This is a genomic window from Ancylobacter sonchi, assembly GCF_018390695.1.
Classification (GTDB): domain Bacteria; phylum Pseudomonadota; class Alphaproteobacteria; order Rhizobiales; family Xanthobacteraceae; genus Ancylobacter; species Ancylobacter sonchi.
On the sequence record NZ_JAHBGF010000010.1, the window covers coordinates 140,074 to 156,176 of the forward strand.

Genomic DNA, 16,103 nt, shown 5'->3' on the forward strand with positions numbered 1-16,103 from the left:
TGTCTCACGGAAAGCGACACATCATGGCATCGGCCTGCGGGCGGGGTGGCTGCATCCGCCCCTTCGTGAGCGAACTCAGCGTCCTGACTGCCGAGCCGGGTTTCTGCGGCACCCGGCTGGCCGCCGGTGCGGATCGGGTCGCGTCGGATTTCCAGCATCTCGGCGAGGCGGTGGCCGTGACCGCCAACACCGCGGCGGTGATGACGCGCCTCGGCCAATACGCCCCGGCGCAGGTCGTCGGCGCCTGTGCGGCGATCACTCCCGAGACCACGCTGCTGCGGCTCGATGCGGGGGCGGTGGAGACCGCGCTGGCGGTGGAGCGCATGCCGATGCAGCGGCTGCCTTACTCGCTGCAGTTCTACTGCTCGGCCGGAGCGATCCTGCACAAGTGCTTCCTGACCGACTGCCGCGACGATCTCGACTTCGCGCGCCTGACCCATGATTGGGAGCGTGGTGACCGCGCGCCGGAAAGCACGCCGACGCGAGGCCGCGCGTCGCGGATGACGGCCGGCGGCGACTATGCCGCACAGGTCGATAGCCTGTTCGGTGACAATGGCCTCGGCCGGCGAGCCTCTCTCCCGCAATGGGGCAGCGGGCACGCCTGGCGGGTGCCGCCGGAGATGGCGCTCGCCGCGCTGTCGATGGCCGGCAATATTCGCATGCCGTTGACCAAGGCCGTCGGCAATATGGGCGTCGCGCAGATCCATAACGGCCCGCTGGAGCAGGTCCGGCGCTCGCAGTCGCTGGCCATCCTCAGCTCTGGCACCTGCACGCTTTCCCTCGACATGGCGGATGTGGAGGAGGCCTGGGTCACCCGCTACGAAGGCGAGCATGGCGAGGCGTGGATGCTGGAGTTCTACGACTGGCGCTTTCACTGCGTCGCCCAGATCGCCGCACCGGAGCTGGAGAAGCCCGGCCTCGGCGGCTACTGGGAGCAACTACTTCTGTCGCTGCGGCCTGTCTGAGGGCGGCGACACGCGGGATCGTGGATCCCCGGCGCTCTCGTATGGAGCTTCGGCGTGCCGGTGGCCGGTATCGGGAGCCCGCCGAGCCGGGTCGTCACGCTCCGGACCTAGGCCCGCACCACCTTGCCCGGATTCATGATTCCCGCCGGATCGAGGGCGGACTTGATGGCCCGCATCATGTGGAGCTTCGCCGGGTCGCCATAGCGATCCAGAAGATCGAGCTTCACGACGCCGATGCCGTATTCCGCGCCGAAGGAACCGCCCATGGCGACGGCGAGATCGTAGATGCGGGGAGAGACCTCGCGCTCGAGCCAGGGCTTGTACTGGCCCGGCTCCGCCCCGGCCGGCGCAACCACGTTGAAATGCACGTTGCCATCGCCGACATGACCATAGATCGACAAGCGCCCGCCCGCGCCGTGCTCCTCCACGATGGCGGAGGCGTCGGCGATGAACGCCGGCAGAACGGAGGTCGGCACGGAGACGTCGTGCTTCACCGAGCCGCCATTCGCCACCTCGGCCTCGGGGATATGCTCGCGCAGATACCATAGCCGGTCGCGCTGCTGCGCGCCGGCGGCGAGCGTGCCGTCGGTGACGAGGCCTTCGCCCATCAGCTCTTCCAGCAGCTGTCCCACGGCATCCTCGATGGCGAGCACCGGCGAGCAGGTCTGCGCTTCCAGCAGCACGTAGTGGGGGGAAGGCGCGGACAAGGGATGGCGCAATTCGTCCTGCGCGGCGAGCAGCAAAGCGAGCGAATGGTGAGAGATGTACTCGAACGAGGTGATGTTCTCGCCGGTGAAGCGCTGGGCCCGTGCGAGGATGGCGGTGAGCACGCCGATCTCCCCGATGGCGAGGAAGGCGGTGACGGTCTGCGCGGGTTTGCGCGCCAGCTTCAGCGATACGGCGGTAATGACGCCCAGCGTGCCCTCGGCGCCGAGCAGGACCTGCTTCACATCGTAGCCGGTGTTGTTCTTGCGCAGCGGCTGCAGGACGTCGAGCAACTGCCCGTCCGGCAACACGGCCTCGAGGCCCAGCACGAGGTCGCGGGCCATGCCGTATTTCAGGACGGAGATGCCGCCCGCATTGGTGGAGAGATTGCCGCCGATCTGGCAGGACTGGCGCGAGCCGAGGTCCAGCGGCAGCATCAATCCGGCATCGTCCGCCTTTTCCTGCAGCACGCTCAACACGCAGCCCGCCTCGGCGGTCAGCGACAGGTTGGCGGCGTCGATGCCGCGCACGGCGTTCAGGCGTTCGAGGCTGAGCACCAGCTCGTCGCCCTGCGTGGAGGGGGTGGCGGCGGCGCAATAGGAGGTGTTGCCGCCCTGGGGCACCAGCGCCACGCCATGCGCGGCGCAGCTGGCGACGATGCGCTGTACCTCCGCCGTGCTGCGCGGCCGCAGGACGGCACGCGAGCGGCCGGTGCGGAAGCGGCGAAAGTCGGTGAGGTATCTGGAGACCACATCCGCGTCGGTGATGTAGAGATCCGCCGGCAAGTCGCCGAGAACGCTGTCGATTCGATCCATGCCTGCCTCCGCCCTTCTTCATACATCGAATAGCGGTCCGGACGAGGAGAGCGATCGGCGTTTTCGGGACGCAGGCGGCAGCGTCGCAGCGCCTGCGAGCGTCGCAACGCCCGCGCGCCGCATCGACCCGCTCGCCCGAGGGGGAGCGGTCCTCCGAGGTCTCATCCGACGCCGCACTGTTCCGCGCCGGCGTGTCGAGCGCGGCCACGATGGTCGCTCCGCGCCTCAGCCCGGGGCGCTCTCTCCGATGACGGCGGAGGCGTTGTCCCGCGAGGCGTCGTGGCGCGGTGCGTCGACGATGAAGACGGGGACATGGCGGGCAAATCCCTTCAGCGGCCGCGCCTCCAGTTCGGTGAGGGCGACGGCGGTGCCGACCGCGCGCGCCACCGTGCGGTCGGCGAGGATTTCCCGGTCCTTCGCGCTCGCGCACAGCCGGGAGGCGAGGTTCACGACATGGCCCACCGCCGTATAGTCGAGCCGGCCCCCGGAGCCGATCCGCCCCACCGTCGCCGGTCCCATCGCCAGCCCGACGCCGAAACCGAGTTCGTGCCCCGCCGCGCGCCAGTCGACCAGCAGCGCCTGGACGCAGTCCTGCATGGCCCGCGCCATGGCCACGGCGCGCAGGGCCGGGTCCGGGCAGGCGACCGGCGCGTTCACCAGCGCCATGATGCCGTCGCCCGAGAAGCTGGTGAGCGTCGCCTCATGCGCGGCGATCACCCGTTCCATCGCATCGTAGTAGGTGCCGAGCACGCTGATGATGGCCTCCGGCTGCGCCTGCGCGGCGAAGGCGGTGAATCCCCTGAGGTCGCAGAACACCGCCACCACCTCGACGCGGCGCCCGTCGAGCACCCGTTCGTCGCCGCTCCGCTCGATCAGTTCGGCGACCTGCGGCGCCAGGAAGCGCTTGAGCCGGTTGATCCGTTCCGAGCGCTCCTGCGAGACGGCGAGCTCGCCGGCCATGTGATTGAAGCGCCCCGCGAGGCGCTCGAACTCGTCGCCGGTGGCGAGCTCGATGCGATGGTCGAACTGGCCGGCGCCGATCCGGGCGACGCCGTCCTCCAGCAGGCGGATCGGTCCGATCATGCGCTGCGACAGCCAGTAGGCGAGCAGCGCGGCGAAGAGGGTGCCGGCGACGAGCAGGACGCCGGTCCGCCACAGCGCCGCATAGATCGGCCCGAACGCCTCGGCCACCGGCTGTTTCACGATGACGCTCCATTCCACCATGGGGATCGGCGCCATCGCCGCCATCACCGCGTCGCCCTTGGTGTCGCGGCCGGCGATGGCTTGGCCCGGCTGCGCCAGAATGGCGGAACGCAGCAATTGCAGCGGCCGGGTGGAGGCGTCGTCGGCGCGCAGCACCAAGCTGATGTCGGGATGCGCCACCAGTCGCCCCGGCGCGTCCAGCACGAAGGCTTCCCCGGTCCGGCCGACCTGAATGGCCGAGATGACGTCCCAGATGAATTTGAGGTTCACCTCGGCGATCGCCACGCCCGCCGCGGAGCGATTGCCGGCCACCGCGACGGTCAAGAACGGCTCCGAGCCGCCCTGAAAGATCACCGGGCCGAACCAGGCCCCCTGAGCCGCCGCGCCGAGCGCCGCCGGATCGTCGGAATGGTCGTCGCCGCTCTCGACGCGGTTCAGGCCGATGCGCGAGACGAACAGGCGTTCCCGGCCGGTGGCATCGACGAGACGCAGGCTCATGACGGGCGGCACCTGCCGCAGCAGGCGCAGCGCATCGAGCCGGCGCCGCTCATCGGTGCCGGCCGACCAGGGCAATTGCACCATCCACTCCAGCTGGTCGCTGATTCCCTGCAGGAAGTACTCGATCTTGAAGGCCGCCAGCCGCGCTTCGGAATCGAGCAGGTCGCTCAGCCGGTCGCGCTGGTCGCGATAGCCGAACCAGGCCTCGCTGCCGCCGGCGACCAGAAGCGGCCCTACCGCCGCGGCGAACAAAGCGAGGAAGTACTTCGTGAACAGCGAGGCACGGGGGGAGGCAGGTCGCTCGGTCACCGTCAGGCCCCTTCGGTTGCCCTCCCGGCTGGTCCGCCGCCGCACTGGCGGGCAGGCGGGACGGGCGGCTCGACCTATTCGATCACCATGTCGGCGCTGCTCAGCAGCGCTGGCGGAACGACGAGCCCCAGTGCCTGCGCCGCCTTGAGATTGATGAACAGCTCGACCTTGGTGACGCGCTGCACCGGCAGGTCGGCCGGCTTCTCGCCCTTGAGGATGCGGCCGGCATAGATGCCGGTATGGCGATGCGATTGCCGGAAGTCGCCGCCATAGCTCATCAGTCCGCCGGCCAGCGGAAAATCGCGCGACTGGGTGATGGTCGCGACGCCATGTTGCGCGGCGAGCTCGGCGAGCCGCCGGCTACGATAGGTGAAATAGGGATCGGAGGTGAAGACCAGCCCGCCGGCGCCGATGGCGCGGGTCGCGGTGAACAGCTCCTCGAACGCGTCCGACGTACTGGCGTGCAGCACCCGCAGCTCGACGCCGAGCGTGGCGGCGGCGGCGTCGAGATTGGCGAGCTGGGACTTCACCGTCGGGCTGGTCGGATTGGCCGCGATCGCGAAGAGTTGCGCCTGCGGGAACAGCTCGCGCATGAATTCCAGTCGCTTGCGCGAGACCTCGACGTTCAGGCTGGTCACCCCGGTCATGTTGCCGCCTGGCTGGGCGAGGCTCGCCACGAGACCGAGCGCCACCGGGTCGCCGCCCAGTTCGAACACGATCGGAATGCTGGTGGTGGCCGACTTCGCCGCCAGCGCCACTTCCGCGCCGCCCGGCGCGACCATCACCGTCACCCCTGCGTCCGCGAGCTCCTTCGCCAGCGCCGGCAACTGGCGATACTGCCCGTCCGCCCAGCGGAACAGCATCGAGACGTCGCGGCCCTCGACATAGCCGGCCTCGGAGAGGCCCTGGGCGAAGGCGCCGAGCCGACTGGCGTAGCGCTCCGGGCTCTCGGAGCCGAGATAGCCGATCACCGGCAGGGTGGAGGGTTGTGCGCGCGCCGAGGTCATCGCCGCCGGCAGGACGCAGATGGCGAGCATCGAGGCGAGGACGTCGCGGCGGCACGGAGCGGCCTGCGCCGGGTGGGCGCCGAGGGGCTGCGATACGAACTTGTCTCGGCCTGCGACCGGCATGGCCACCACCGCGCTCAGCGGAACCTAGCTTCATTCGGACGTCGGCGATCATAGCCGCACCGGCGCGGCGGCGGAAGACGTCGACCCCTGTCTGAACGACGTAGCGTCACATCATCGAACGAACCGGCCGGTGCCGACCCCTACGCTGCCACCGGCCCGCCCGATCTGCTATGATCGGCGCCGGAAAAGCTGCGCTGGGCAGGCCATGTCCCGTATCGCGTTCGCAGAATCTCCCGCCGGAAGACCGGCAAAAGCGGTCCTTGCGGCCTTGGCGGACGGCGTATCCGCCTGTCCACCCTGCGGGGGATGGACGCGCGCCGGCCGGCTCCTCTTTGCCTCCATCTTCAAGATATGATCGGCATTTTCGATTATATCTGGCGGAACAGCCGGCGCGAGCAGGTGAAGATCCTGATCATCGTGTGCCTGTCGCTGCCGTTTTATTATCTGTCGCTGGATCTTCCGAAGTACATCATCTCCGACGCCTTGCAGGGGAGGGCTTTCCCCAGCGGACAGGCGACCGCCCGCCTGTTCCACCTCACGCTGAACCTGCCGGCGGCGCTGGGCGGCCCGCGCACGCTTTTCGAGGGCGTGTGGCTCGACCGGATTTCCTATCTCTTCGCACTGTCCGGCATCTTCCTGCTGCTGGTGCTGATCAACGGCGCGTTCAAATACGTCGTCAACATGCGCAAGGGCGCGCTGGGCGAGCGGCTGCTGCAGCGCCTTCGCTTCGACCTGTTCTCGGCGCTGCTGGGTTTCCGGCCGGAGGCGTTCCAGCGCATCAAGCCTTCCGAGGCGGCGACCGTCATCAAGGACGAGGTCGAGCCGATCGGCGGCTTCGTCGGCGATGCGTTCGTCCAGCCGGTGTTTCTCGGCGGGCAGGCGCTGACCGCCCTGGTGTTCATCCTGGTGCAGAATCTCTGGCTCGGCCTGATCGCGCTGGGCATGATCCTGGTGCAGGGCACGGTCATTCCGCGGCTGCGGCGCGAGCAGATACGCCTCGGGCGCCAGCGCCAGGTCGTGTCGCGCGCCTTCGCCGGCAAGATCGGCGAGGTGGTGGAGAGCATCGGCGAGATCGCCAATCACGGCACGTCCGCCGTCGAGAAGAGCCAGGTGTCGCAGCGGCTGGAGCATCTCTTCGGCATCCGCTACCGGCTCTATGAGCGCAAATTCGCGGTCAAGATGCTCAACAACCTCTTGGCGCAGATCACGCCTTTCCTGTTCTACGCGGTGGGCGGCTTCTTCGCGCTGACCGGGCGTCTCGATCTTGGCCAGCTCATCGCCGTCATCGCCGCCTATCGCGATCTGCCGCCGCCGGTGAAGGACCTCATCGACTGGGACCAGCAGCGGCTCGACGTCGAGGCGAAGTTCCAGCAGGTGGTGGAGCATTTCGGCCTGAAGCGGGACGATTTCACCCGCCCGCCGGCCGCGGTTCATGCGGAGGTGGTCGCACTTCCCGTGCAGGAAGGGGCCATCGTGGCGCGGGGGCTCACCGTGGTGACCCCGACCGGCGATTGCGTGCTGGACCACCTCACACTGTCCCTGCCGATGCAGCGGCACATCGCCCTGTCGGGAGAAGCCGGCGAGGGGGCCGGTATCCTCGCCCAGCTGCTGGGCGGCGGGCTGACCGCCCGCGACGGCACGCTGACGCTGGCCGGCGTGCCGCTGACATCCCTGTCCCGCGAGGCGCGCGGGCGCCTCATCGCCTATGTCGGCCCCGAGCCGGTGGTCCTCGACGGCAGCCTGCGCGACAACATCCTCTACAGCTTACGGCGCGTGGCGGCAGGGGAGGGCGGTGGGCTCGGCTGGGCCATCGATCCGGCCCGTGCCGATGCCGCCGACGATGCCGAGCTGTCGGGCAAGTTGCTGGCGGTGCTGCGGATCGTCGGGCTGGCCGAACCGGTGTTCCGGCTCGGCCTCGCCCGCAAGCTGGATGTCGAGACGCCGGGCGAGATCGTGCGGCGCATCTCCGAGCTGCGCACCCGCATCCGCGACGCGCTGGCTGCGCGCGGCGCCGGCGCGGCGATCGAGCCCTATGCGCCGGAGCGCTACATCCGTAACGCGACCATCGGCGAGAACATCCTGTTCGGCGTGGCGAACGATCCCGCCCTCGTCGGCGCCGCCCTCGCCGGCCACGCGCCGATCCGCCGTGTCCTCGCCGAGCTGGGCCTGATGGCGCCGCTGATCGCGATCGGGCACCGGATGGCGGCGACGATGGTCGAGATCTTTCGCGACCTTCCGCCCGGCCACGTGCTGTTCGAGCGGTTTTCCTTCATCGATACCGAGGATTTCCCCGGCTATCGCGAGCTGCTCGGCCGCCTCGAGGCCGACGCCGCGCTCGAAGGCGATGCCACGCGGCTTCTCGGCCTTGCCTTCCTCTATGTCGAGCCGCGCCATCGTCTCGGCCTGCTGGATGCCGACATGGAGGCGCGCCTGCTGGCGGCGCGGGCGGCGTTCCACGACTGGGCCGATTCCGCATCGGACACGTCGATCGCCTTCTACGATCCCCGGCAATACTGCGCCACCGCGCCGCTGCGCGACAATCTGCTGTTCGGATCGGGCGCGCCGGATGCCGCCGACGCCGTGATCCGCGAAACGCTGGAGCCGCTCGGCCTCGACGGCGATGTCTATCAATGGGGCCTCGAACAGCCGGCGGGCTATGCCGGCCGGCTGCTGTTCCCGGCGATGAAGGCCCAGCTCGGTCTGGCGCGCGGCCTCATCAAGCAGCCCGAGCTGCTGATCCTCAACCATGCCTTCGGCGCCTTCAGCCGCACCGAGGCGCAGCAGATCCTCGGCCGCATCCGCGCCGCCATGGCCGGCCGCACGCTGGTCGTGGCGGGCAGCGATCTGAGCGGCGATGCCGGCTATGACCTGCATGTCGTCTTCGAGGGCGCGCGGCTGGCCGTCCTGCGGGATGCGGCGGGCACGGTGGTGCCTCCCGACGTTCCGCTGTCCGCTGATACGGCCCCTGCGGGCATGGGCGTCTCGCCCGAGCGCGAGGAGGAGATCCGCGCCCTGCGCTCGGTGTCGATCTTCGCCGATCTCGACACGGCGCAGCTGAAGCTGCTCGCCTTCACCAGCGAACGCATCGGCTTTGCGGCCGGCGACGTGCTGTTCCGCCAGGGCGACGAATCCGACGTCGCCTATGTGCTGCTGTCGGGATCGGTCGAAATCCTCATCGAGGCCGATGGCGGCCCGCCCGTGCATGCCTCTGCCGTCGCCCACCACGCCATCATCGGCGAGATGGGGCTGGTGACCGGCGATCCCCGCTCGGCGACGGTGATCGCCACCACCGCCATCGAGGCGCTGCAACTGCGCAAGGAGGTGTTCCTGGCGCTCCTGGCCGAGTTCCCGCCCATGGCGCTGTCGGTGATGCGGCTCATGGCGCGACGCCTCCAGGGCAATCTCGCCGCCATTCTCGAGCGGGAGCGCGAAGGCGGCTGACCGTCCCCCGGCACATCCGGTCGTGGCCGCGCGTCCCGCGCCCGGGCTAGGCTCCGCCGCCCCGGTTGAGCCGGCCCCCGCGATGGGCGAGCTCCATGTGATTGCCATAGGTGTTCGGCAGGCGGTTGCCCGGCAGGTTTGCGGCGAGGATCAGCTCCTCCGCCAGCCCGGCGGCGATGGTGATGTCGAGCAGCATGGTCTTGGAGGTGATGCGCCACATGTCGTAGCTTTCGTCGAAACCGCAGCCTTCCGCCTTGCGGTGGGCGACGGCCGGCGCCAGCAACAGCAGGCGCGGCCGGTCGAAGCGATAGCAGCCGCCCTCATAGGCATAGCCATAGGCGATGATGATCGACATCTGGTCGCCGCCGAGCGGCAACGCCCCCAGCTGATCTTCCGCCTTGTGGGCCTGGAGGCGCAGGACGATGCCGGGTCGATCCATCGCGACGACCGGGTCGAACGGTATGTCGGCGAAATTGTAGTTGGCGTTGAGCTGCACGCCGTAGAGCAGGATCTCGTTCGGCCGGTAGACGGGTGGCTCCGGTGGCGCCGGCGTATTGTCTGACAGCATGGTGGTCACTCCTTCGTTGTTCCCGAACCGAGGTGCGATCCGTTCTTCTCAAGGCGGTGATATCCACGGCATCTATCCCGGCGCCTGCAGCACCCCGCGCCAGGCGAGACAGGCTTCGAAGCGGTCGGCAAAGCGGCGGGCGGGGCCCTTCTCGGCGGTGCGGATCATCGCCTCGGCGGCATCCGCATAGGTCAGTTGCGCGGGGTCCAGCAGCCGCCACGACCCCAGCAGCGCGTCGCCGAGGATGTCCCGTGCCTCCTCCAGCACGGACTTCACCGCGAAATGGCGGCGCTCATGGTCGATCAGCGACGCGGACAGCTCCTGTTCGAGCCGTTCCTCCGTCAATTCGCTGCGCAGGTTCCAGAAGCGGCGCGGATCGAGGTCGGAGAGGCCGCGCTCGAACAGGAGAGCCTGGTAGATCTCGATCAGCGTGTCGAACAGCGCCCCGGCGAAGGGCAGCGACAGGTCGTGCACCTCGCCGCCGACATCCGCCATCTTCAGCGAATGGTTGAGGCGCCGCACCTCCCTCTCGTCGCTCAGTTCGGCGAAGCGGTCGAATTCGTTGGTGAGCAGCAGGTTGCCGCGGGTCCGCCGCAGGATCAGGTCGAGCGCGGTATCGAAATGCAGCAGGCCGAGCAGCGAGATGAAATCCGAGACCGCCTCGTGATAGGCGAAATAGTCGCGCGGGGGCTCGCATCGCGGCACGCCCATGGCGCCGAACAGCACGAGATGTCCGACTTCATGGGCCACGGCATCGAAGTTGAGGGCGAAGGCCTGCGGATCGCTGCGGACACGCTCCTCGCCGAGTTCGAGAAAGCCGAAGCCGGACTGGGCATTGTCCCAGTCGATCTGCGGCACGATTTCCAGCCGCTCATAGGTCGTCTGGAAGAACCACGGGATTTCCTCGCCCCAATAGCTTTCGCAGATGTCGAGCACCCGCCGCACGCAGGCAAAGACGTGCGCGGCCTGGAATTCCCGTGAGCCGATCGGCAGCTGGTCGAAGTGCCCGTCCGGTCCGGGCAGGACGGGTGGGCAGGTGCGTCCCCTATAAGGCGGGAGGTAGGGATACTGGTAGGGCGATTTCACGCCGATGGGATCGACGACATACATGCGCCGGTCGGCCGGACCGGCGGTCACGCCGCCGAGCGGCGTGGAGATCCAGACGGTTTCGGGCCGCTCATAGCCGGGAATGAAGGACGGCTGCGGGAAAACAAGGAAGCGGGTGCCGAGCCGCGCGGTGTCCGCGCGTGTCGTGGCTCGCCCTGCGCTCCCGCCATACATGGTCGGTCTCCACCCAGCGTTGCGCAGCCTGTCACGCTATACCGTCGCTGTCATGATCGCGGTTGTACTTACGTAGCGTCGGCAATGTCCGCCGCGAGCAGGCCGGCGTCGTCGAGGTCGTGGGCCCAGGCCTCGGTGAGGCGGAAGGCCGGCCGCTCCGCCGGCGGGCGCAGCAGGTTCGGCGCCGACGCCAGCCGTCGCAGCAGGCCGATGGCGTCGGCCTGCTTTTGGTCGACGGCGTGGTCCGGCCACCAGCGCTCGAAGCGGTCGAGCCCGGCATGGGCCTCCGCCGGCAGCGCGATCCGCGCCGAGGCGAGGATCGGCGCGTAGAGGCGGTCGATGAAGTAGGTGCGACGCGCGATGGTCTCGATGGCGCGCTGCAGCGCCTCGGAGAGGATGCCGGCGCGGCGGGCGGCCGCCAAGGTCAGGCGGATATTGACGAGGGCGTCGCTGAGCGGCGCGGCGCCGAGTTCGGCCGGCATCATCGCCACCGCCACCTCGTCATCATCGGCGAAGGGCGTGCGGCGGTACCAGCGATAGATCAGGCCATGGCCCTGCATGCCGACGGAGTCCAGTTCCGCCGCCCGCACCGCGCCGATGCTCGCCGCGCCGAACACCGGGATATCCTGCGCCAGCGTCCAGAGGATTTCCTTGTGCCGGATGGCGGGCACGCGGGAGAAGCTGCCGTCGATCAGCACCACCGCCCGCGGCTTCAGCGTCCGCACGGCCCGGATCAGCGAGCCCTGTTCGGCGGGCGGCAGATAGGTCGCCTCCAGGCACTCCATCGCCTGCTCCCGCGACAGGGTGGGGCCGAGGAACACGATGATGTCCGCCCGCGATGTCATGAGAGAACCCCTGCCGGAACATGGCGCAGCGGCGGCACGACCAGCCGGATGACGTGGAGTTCCGGGTCGGGCAGGTCGAACAGCGGCACGACGAGCGCGGCCTTCGCACCGGCACTCTCGAGCGCCCGCAGCAGGCGGTCGAGCGCCTCGGACGGGGAGCCGGGCGCCGCGATCTCGCTCGGCGGCGTGGAATGGGCGGCGTTGCCGAGGATCTGGCGGCGCCATCCGTCGAGGCGGCCGCGATCGTGCCGGTCGGGGTAGAAGCGGCGCGTAATGTCCTCCCGCGCGCCGGCGATTGCCGTCGCCCGCGCCTGGCAGGCCTCCATCAGCGCCTTTGCCAGCGCGGCGTCATGGGTGAAATCGCAGCCGAACCCCTCGCCGGGCAGCGGAGCGACCTCCTCGGTCCCCTCGTTCTCGACGACGTGGCACCAATAGATGGGAAGGCCGTGCTCCGCCTCGACGCGCCAGATGCCGGCGGCGAGCCCGGCCGCGTCGAGGCAGGCGAGCAGGCGAGCCGACAGCGGCCAGTCGATGGCCGAGCCGGCAAGCCGCGCGCGGTCGAAGAAGTGCGGCTCGTGGGCGACCGCCGCGACGCCGGCCCGCTCCAGCACTTCGAGACCGGCATGGACGATGGCGCCATGCAGTGTCGCGGCGGCGGCCAGCCCGGTCGTCGTGCGCGGAAACGCCACCGGGTGCGGCGAGGGGTAGGTGTAGACGGTGTCCACCAGTGCCGCCGGCACCGGCAGCCACCGATCGGTGAATAGGTCCCAGCCGTCGATCCACCGCAGCGCGATCCGGTCCCAGCCGAGGTCGCCGCGATGGAGGAGGCTGCCGGCATAGAGCCGGCGCAGCTCGCCGGGCATGTCGATGGCCGCCTGCGTCGTGAGCCGCGCCGGCTCGATCCGCTCGCCCGCCCAGCTCTCCAGTGCCTCCATCAACCCCGAGGCGGCGGCGCGCAGGGGATCGAGTCCCTTGCCCTGGGAGACGACATTGGACAAAGCGAGCGGGCGGACCACCTGCGTCACCATGAGGCCGACACGATCAAGCCGGGTGATAGAGCCGAGGCGGGTGATGCCGAAGCCGTGCCGCCGGTCCAGAACGCCGCGTACGAGAGCGGCGGTGCGGGCGTCGATCTCGGCCGGCGACAAGGCGGGGCGTTCGCGCTCGCGCGCCAGCGAGGCGGTCAGGCCAACGGGCGCGAGCGGATCGGCGGCGATCATGGGGGTGGAACGTCGCGAAGGCCGAACTGTCCGAGATCGGCCCGGGCACGCGCGACGAGCGCGGCGGCGGCGTGGCCCTCCGCGAGTTCGATGGCGCGATGGAGATCGGCGGCCGCCTCTTCGGCGCTCGCCCCCAGAGCGTGGCGCAGGCGGCTGCGGCGGCGGTGAAGCTCCGGCAGCCAGAAGACCTGCCCGCTCTGGCTGCTGCCGGCGATCGCCCGGTTGACGATGGCCAGCGCCTCATCGAACTGGCCGGCCTGTGCCAGAATTTCGGCCTCCATGTCGTGATAGATCGGCAGGTTTTCCTCCGTGCCGACTTCCCGTTGCAGGGCAAAGCCTTCGTTGAATTCGGCGAGGCCCTGCTTCTCGTCGCCGAGCAGGGCGCGCGCCCAGCCTCCGAACAGCTTCGCCTTGGCCCGCCCGCCCGGCAGCGTCCGTTCCTCGGCGATGGCGCGCATGCGCTCGGCCACCGAGATCGCGCCATGCAGGTCGTGCCGATAGCGGGACAAGCCGACGGCATAGTCGAGCGCATGGAACAGGCTGTCGGGATGGGCGAGCTTCTCGGCCCAGTCGAGCGCCTCCTTCATAGCGCGGGCCGAACCCTCTTCGTCTCCGGTGAACCAAAGTGACAGCGCGCGCTCGCCGAGGCCGCACACTTTCGCGTCGTGGCCGCCATAGCGGAAGCTGCCCCGGCGGGCGCGGTGCTCGTTATAGAGCGCCAGTCCGGCCTTGATGCAGTCGAGGCAGTAGGTGTGCCGCCCGGCATCGAAATTGGTCGCCCAGGCGCAGTGGAGCGATTGCAGCCGCACCTCCGGATCGGCGGTCGTCTCGAGGTCGCGGACGATGATGTCCGAGCGGGCCCGCTGGGCTTCGTAGCTGGGCGCGGTGAACCACCAGCCCCAGTAGAGCGGGAACCATCTCGCCCGGTCCTGTGCCGCCGACGTCCCGCACAGCGCGACACCCTGATCGTACACCGCACCGGCCTGTGGCGAGCCCCTGCCGAACAGCGCCGCCGCCACCGGGCCGCGTGCCGACAAAAGCTCCAGCTGCAAGTCCTGGGCGGCATCCGGGGCGATCTCCTCAAGCTGCCGCTGGGCGAAATTCAACAGCCGGTCCGCCTCGATCATCGCCGATCGGACGACGCACCCCGTCGCGGCCCGTATCGCGCACCGCGCCGCATCAAGCGGCCGCTCGGCCTGCTCGTAATGCCAGGCGAGCAGGTCGTCGGTGAGCGGCGGGACCGCTCCCGAAGTGACGAGCTGGATGATCTGCGCGTGCAACTGACGTCGTTCGGCCTTCAGCAAGCTCTCATAGGCGGCTTCCTGGATCAGCACATGGCGGAAGCGGTAGGTCCCTTCCGCGTCGATGCCCCCAGCCGTGAATATACCGGCCTGCACCAGCTGTCGCATGGCGTCGTCGAGCGGACGCGGCAAGGCGTCAGCCTTCACGATATGGCCGAGGAGGTCGAGGTCGAACTCGCGCCCGATGGCCCCGGCGACCTGGGCGAGCCGGCGCAACGGGCCGAGGGTCGACAGACGCGCCGCGACGAGATCCTGCAACGACAGGATGGCCCCGGAGGGGAGCGCCTGGCTCCAGTCGGTCGAAGATGAGGAGGCCGGCTGCTTGTCCGAAGTCTCCATGAGCAGGCAGGTCAGCTGCTCGGCGAACAGCGGGACGCCGTCGCTGCGCTCGTGCACGAAGGCGGCGAGATCGCTGGGCGCGTCGCTCCCCCAGATCGACCGGCACAGCTGCGAGGTCGCATCGGCGTCGAGGTGGGACAGCGGCAGCAAGGAGACGTTGGCGCCGTCGATACCCTCGAGCCCCACCTCGTCGCGCGCCGTGACCACGACCAGTGTGGGCAGGGCACCGATGGCGAGCGGAAGCCGCTGGACCACCGCCGCGGTAAGGCTGTCGGCCCAATGGAAATCCTCGATGACGATCAGGCACGGGTCGGTCCGTCCGCAGAGAAGGCGCAGCATCGCGTTCTGGCATAGGGCCCGACGGTCCTCCGCCGCAGGACCGAGGTCGATGGAGGCCGGTGCCTGCACGCCGACATGTTGCCGGTAGAGAAAGGCGATGATCTCCGCGTCTTCCTCCGGCACATCGAGCTGTTGGCTTCGAAGATAGGCATGGAGGCGCGCGTTCAATTCCGCGCCGCCGGTCGTGCCTCCCAGCTCGTGTTCCAGCAGGTCCAGAAACGGGTGAAGCGGACGGGTGTCGCCGCGCGGCTTGCATTGCAGCACGACGACGCGAACCGTTGTCGGCATGTCGTTGCGAAGTTCGGCCACCAGCCGGGACTTGCCGATGCCGGCCTCGCCGTGGATCACGACAAGCTGTCCCTGGCCGTCGAGCGCCGATGCCCAGTGCCGCCGGCAGAAGTCGAGTTCCTTCTCGCGGCCGATGAGCGGCGCGCTCACGCGACGGCTGGCCGAGAAGCGGTCGGCGGTCAGTCGGCGCGTCGCGGCTCTCCAAAGGCCGACCGGCTCGGCGAAGCCCTTGGGAAGATGTTCGCCGAGCGGCTCGAATTCGAACGCCCCCTGCGTCAGGCGATAGGTCGCATCGGCGACGACGACGCTGTTCGGCGCAGCATCCGCCTGGATGCGGGCGGCAAGGGCGGGCGCGATCCCGATCACCTCGATCTGGCCCGGCAACCTGGTGCCCTGGGTCGCCGCCACGACCACCATGCTGGTGGCGATGCCGACCCGGACCATGAGGCGTTCGCCCTGCTCATGTTGCAGCAGCTTGCAGCGGGCGACGAGCTCCAGGGCGGCGTTCACGGCGCACTCGGCCGCATCTTCCTGAGGGGTCGGAATCCCGAAATAGGCGCACCCTCCGTCGCCCTGCAATTGCTGGACGGTGCCGCCGAATTTCTGGATCGCCGCTATCGCCTCGTTATGCAGCGCCCGCTGCATGGTCGCGACCATCTCGGGATCGAGGCGGGTGATCAACTCCACCGATCCCACGATGTCGTAGAACAGGGCCGTCACCTGCAGGCGTTCGCCTGATAGCGCGGCGGGCTGGACTTCACTGGCTGGCATCGGCGGCGAGCTCCGTGAAGACGACATAGTAACCCATGCAGGCAATGCCGTGCGACGGATCTGATCGTTTCCCTCACGTCGCCGT

Annotated in this window: 10 protein-coding genes; 2 read left to right on the plus strand and 8 right to left on the minus strand. The window is 69.2% G+C overall.

The features are described 5' to 3' along the window. The first annotated feature begins 23 nt into the window (after positions 1-23). A complete protein-coding gene (locus KHC28_RS02150; protein ID WP_214006686.1) occupies positions 24-965 on the plus strand; it encodes a ChuX/HutX family heme-like substrate-binding protein in 942 nt (313 codons plus the stop codon). 107 nt (positions 966-1,072) lie between these two features. Here KHC28_RS02150 and KHC28_RS02155 read toward each other — a convergent pair whose 3' ends face one another. The 3 genes from KHC28_RS02155 to KHC28_RS02165 form a co-directional block, all read right to left on the minus strand. Next, complete coding sequence (locus KHC28_RS02155; RefSeq protein WP_214006687.1) at positions 1,073-2,485, minus strand: FAD-binding oxidoreductase; 1,413 nt, start codon at positions 2,483-2,485, stop codon at positions 1,073-1,075. A gap of 225 nt (positions 2,486-2,710) precedes the next feature. Continuing rightward, positions 2,711-4,495, minus strand: coding sequence for an adenylate/guanylate cyclase domain-containing protein (locus KHC28_RS02160; protein ID WP_214006688.1), 1,785 nt, complete (start codon positions 4,493-4,495; stop codon positions 2,711-2,713). A 74-nt stretch (positions 4,496-4,569) separates the two neighbouring features. Further along, positions 4,570-5,532: an ABC transporter substrate-binding protein gene (locus KHC28_RS02165; RefSeq protein WP_214006922.1), complete on the minus strand. Its 963-nt coding sequence runs from the start codon at positions 5,530-5,532 to the stop codon at positions 4,570-4,572. A 492-nt stretch (positions 5,533-6,024) separates the two neighbouring features. Here KHC28_RS02165 and KHC28_RS02170 point away from each other — a divergent pair, with 492 nt between their 5' ends. Then, positions 6,025-9,066, plus strand: coding sequence for a cyclic nucleotide-binding domain-containing protein (locus tag KHC28_RS02170; protein WP_214006689.1), 3,042 nt, complete (start codon positions 6,025-6,027; stop codon positions 9,064-9,066). Between the two features lie 46 nt (positions 9,067-9,112). On the opposite strand, the gene KHC28_RS02175 is transcribed toward KHC28_RS02170, so the two are convergent. The 5 genes from KHC28_RS02175 to KHC28_RS02195 all read right to left on the minus strand — a co-directional run bounded on the left by KHC28_RS02175 (position 9,113) and on the right by KHC28_RS02195 (position 16,018). Continuing rightward, positions 9,113-9,634, minus strand: coding sequence for a hypothetical protein (locus KHC28_RS02175; protein WP_214006690.1), 522 nt, complete (start codon positions 9,632-9,634; stop codon positions 9,113-9,115). A 72-nt stretch (positions 9,635-9,706) separates the two neighbouring features. Continuing rightward, a complete protein-coding gene (locus KHC28_RS02180; protein WP_214006691.1) occupies positions 9,707-10,915 on the minus strand; it encodes a gluzincin family metallopeptidase in 1,209 nt (402 codons plus the stop codon). A gap of 68 nt (positions 10,916-10,983) precedes the next feature. After that, positions 10,984-11,760 (minus strand): TfuA-like protein, encoded by a 777-nt coding sequence (locus KHC28_RS02185; protein WP_214006692.1) that lies wholly within the window; start codon positions 11,758-11,760, stop codon positions 10,984-10,986. Further along, entirely contained in the window at positions 11,757-12,980 is a 1,224-nt protein-coding gene (locus tag KHC28_RS02190) for a YcaO-like family protein (RefSeq protein ID WP_214006693.1), read from the minus strand. Before KHC28_RS02190 ends, KHC28_RS02185 begins: the two co-directional genes overlap by 4 nt. Beyond that, complete coding sequence (locus KHC28_RS02195; protein WP_214006694.1) at positions 12,977-16,018, minus strand: ATP-binding protein; 3,042 nt, start codon at positions 16,016-16,018, stop codon at positions 12,977-12,979. Before KHC28_RS02195 ends, KHC28_RS02190 begins: the two co-directional genes overlap by 4 nt. Between the last annotated feature and the right edge of the window lie 85 nt (positions 16,019-16,103).

Bases quoted from the DNA above. Each gene is read 5' to 3' on its own strand.
- KHC28_RS02195 (WP_214006694.1), bottom strand. From the start codon at position 16,018: ATGCCAGCCAGTGAAGTCCAGCCCGCCGCGCTATCAGGCGAACGCCTG.
- KHC28_RS02165 (WP_214006922.1), bottom strand. From the start codon at position 5,532: ATGCTCGCCATCTGCGTCCTGCCGGCGGCGATGACCTCGGCGCGCGCA.
- KHC28_RS02185 (WP_214006692.1), bottom strand. From the start codon at position 11,760: ATGACATCGCGGGCGGACATCATCGTGTTCCTCGGCCCCACCCTGTCG.
- KHC28_RS02190 (WP_214006693.1), bottom strand. From the start codon at position 12,980: ATGATCGCCGCCGATCCGCTCGCGCCCGTTGGCCTGACCGCCTCGCTG.
- KHC28_RS02175 (WP_214006690.1), bottom strand. From the start codon at position 9,634: ATGCTGTCAGACAATACGCCGGCGCCACCGGAGCCACCCGTCTACCGG.
- KHC28_RS02180 (WP_214006691.1), bottom strand. From the start codon at position 10,915: ATGTATGGCGGGAGCGCAGGGCGAGCCACGACACGCGCGGACACCGCG.
- KHC28_RS02150 (WP_214006686.1), top strand. From the start codon at position 24: ATGGCATCGGCCTGCGGGCGGGGTGGCTGCATCCGCCCCTTCGTGAGC.
- KHC28_RS02155 (WP_214006687.1), bottom strand. From the start codon at position 2,485: ATGGATCGAATCGACAGCGTTCTCGGCGACTTGCCGGCGGATCTCTAC.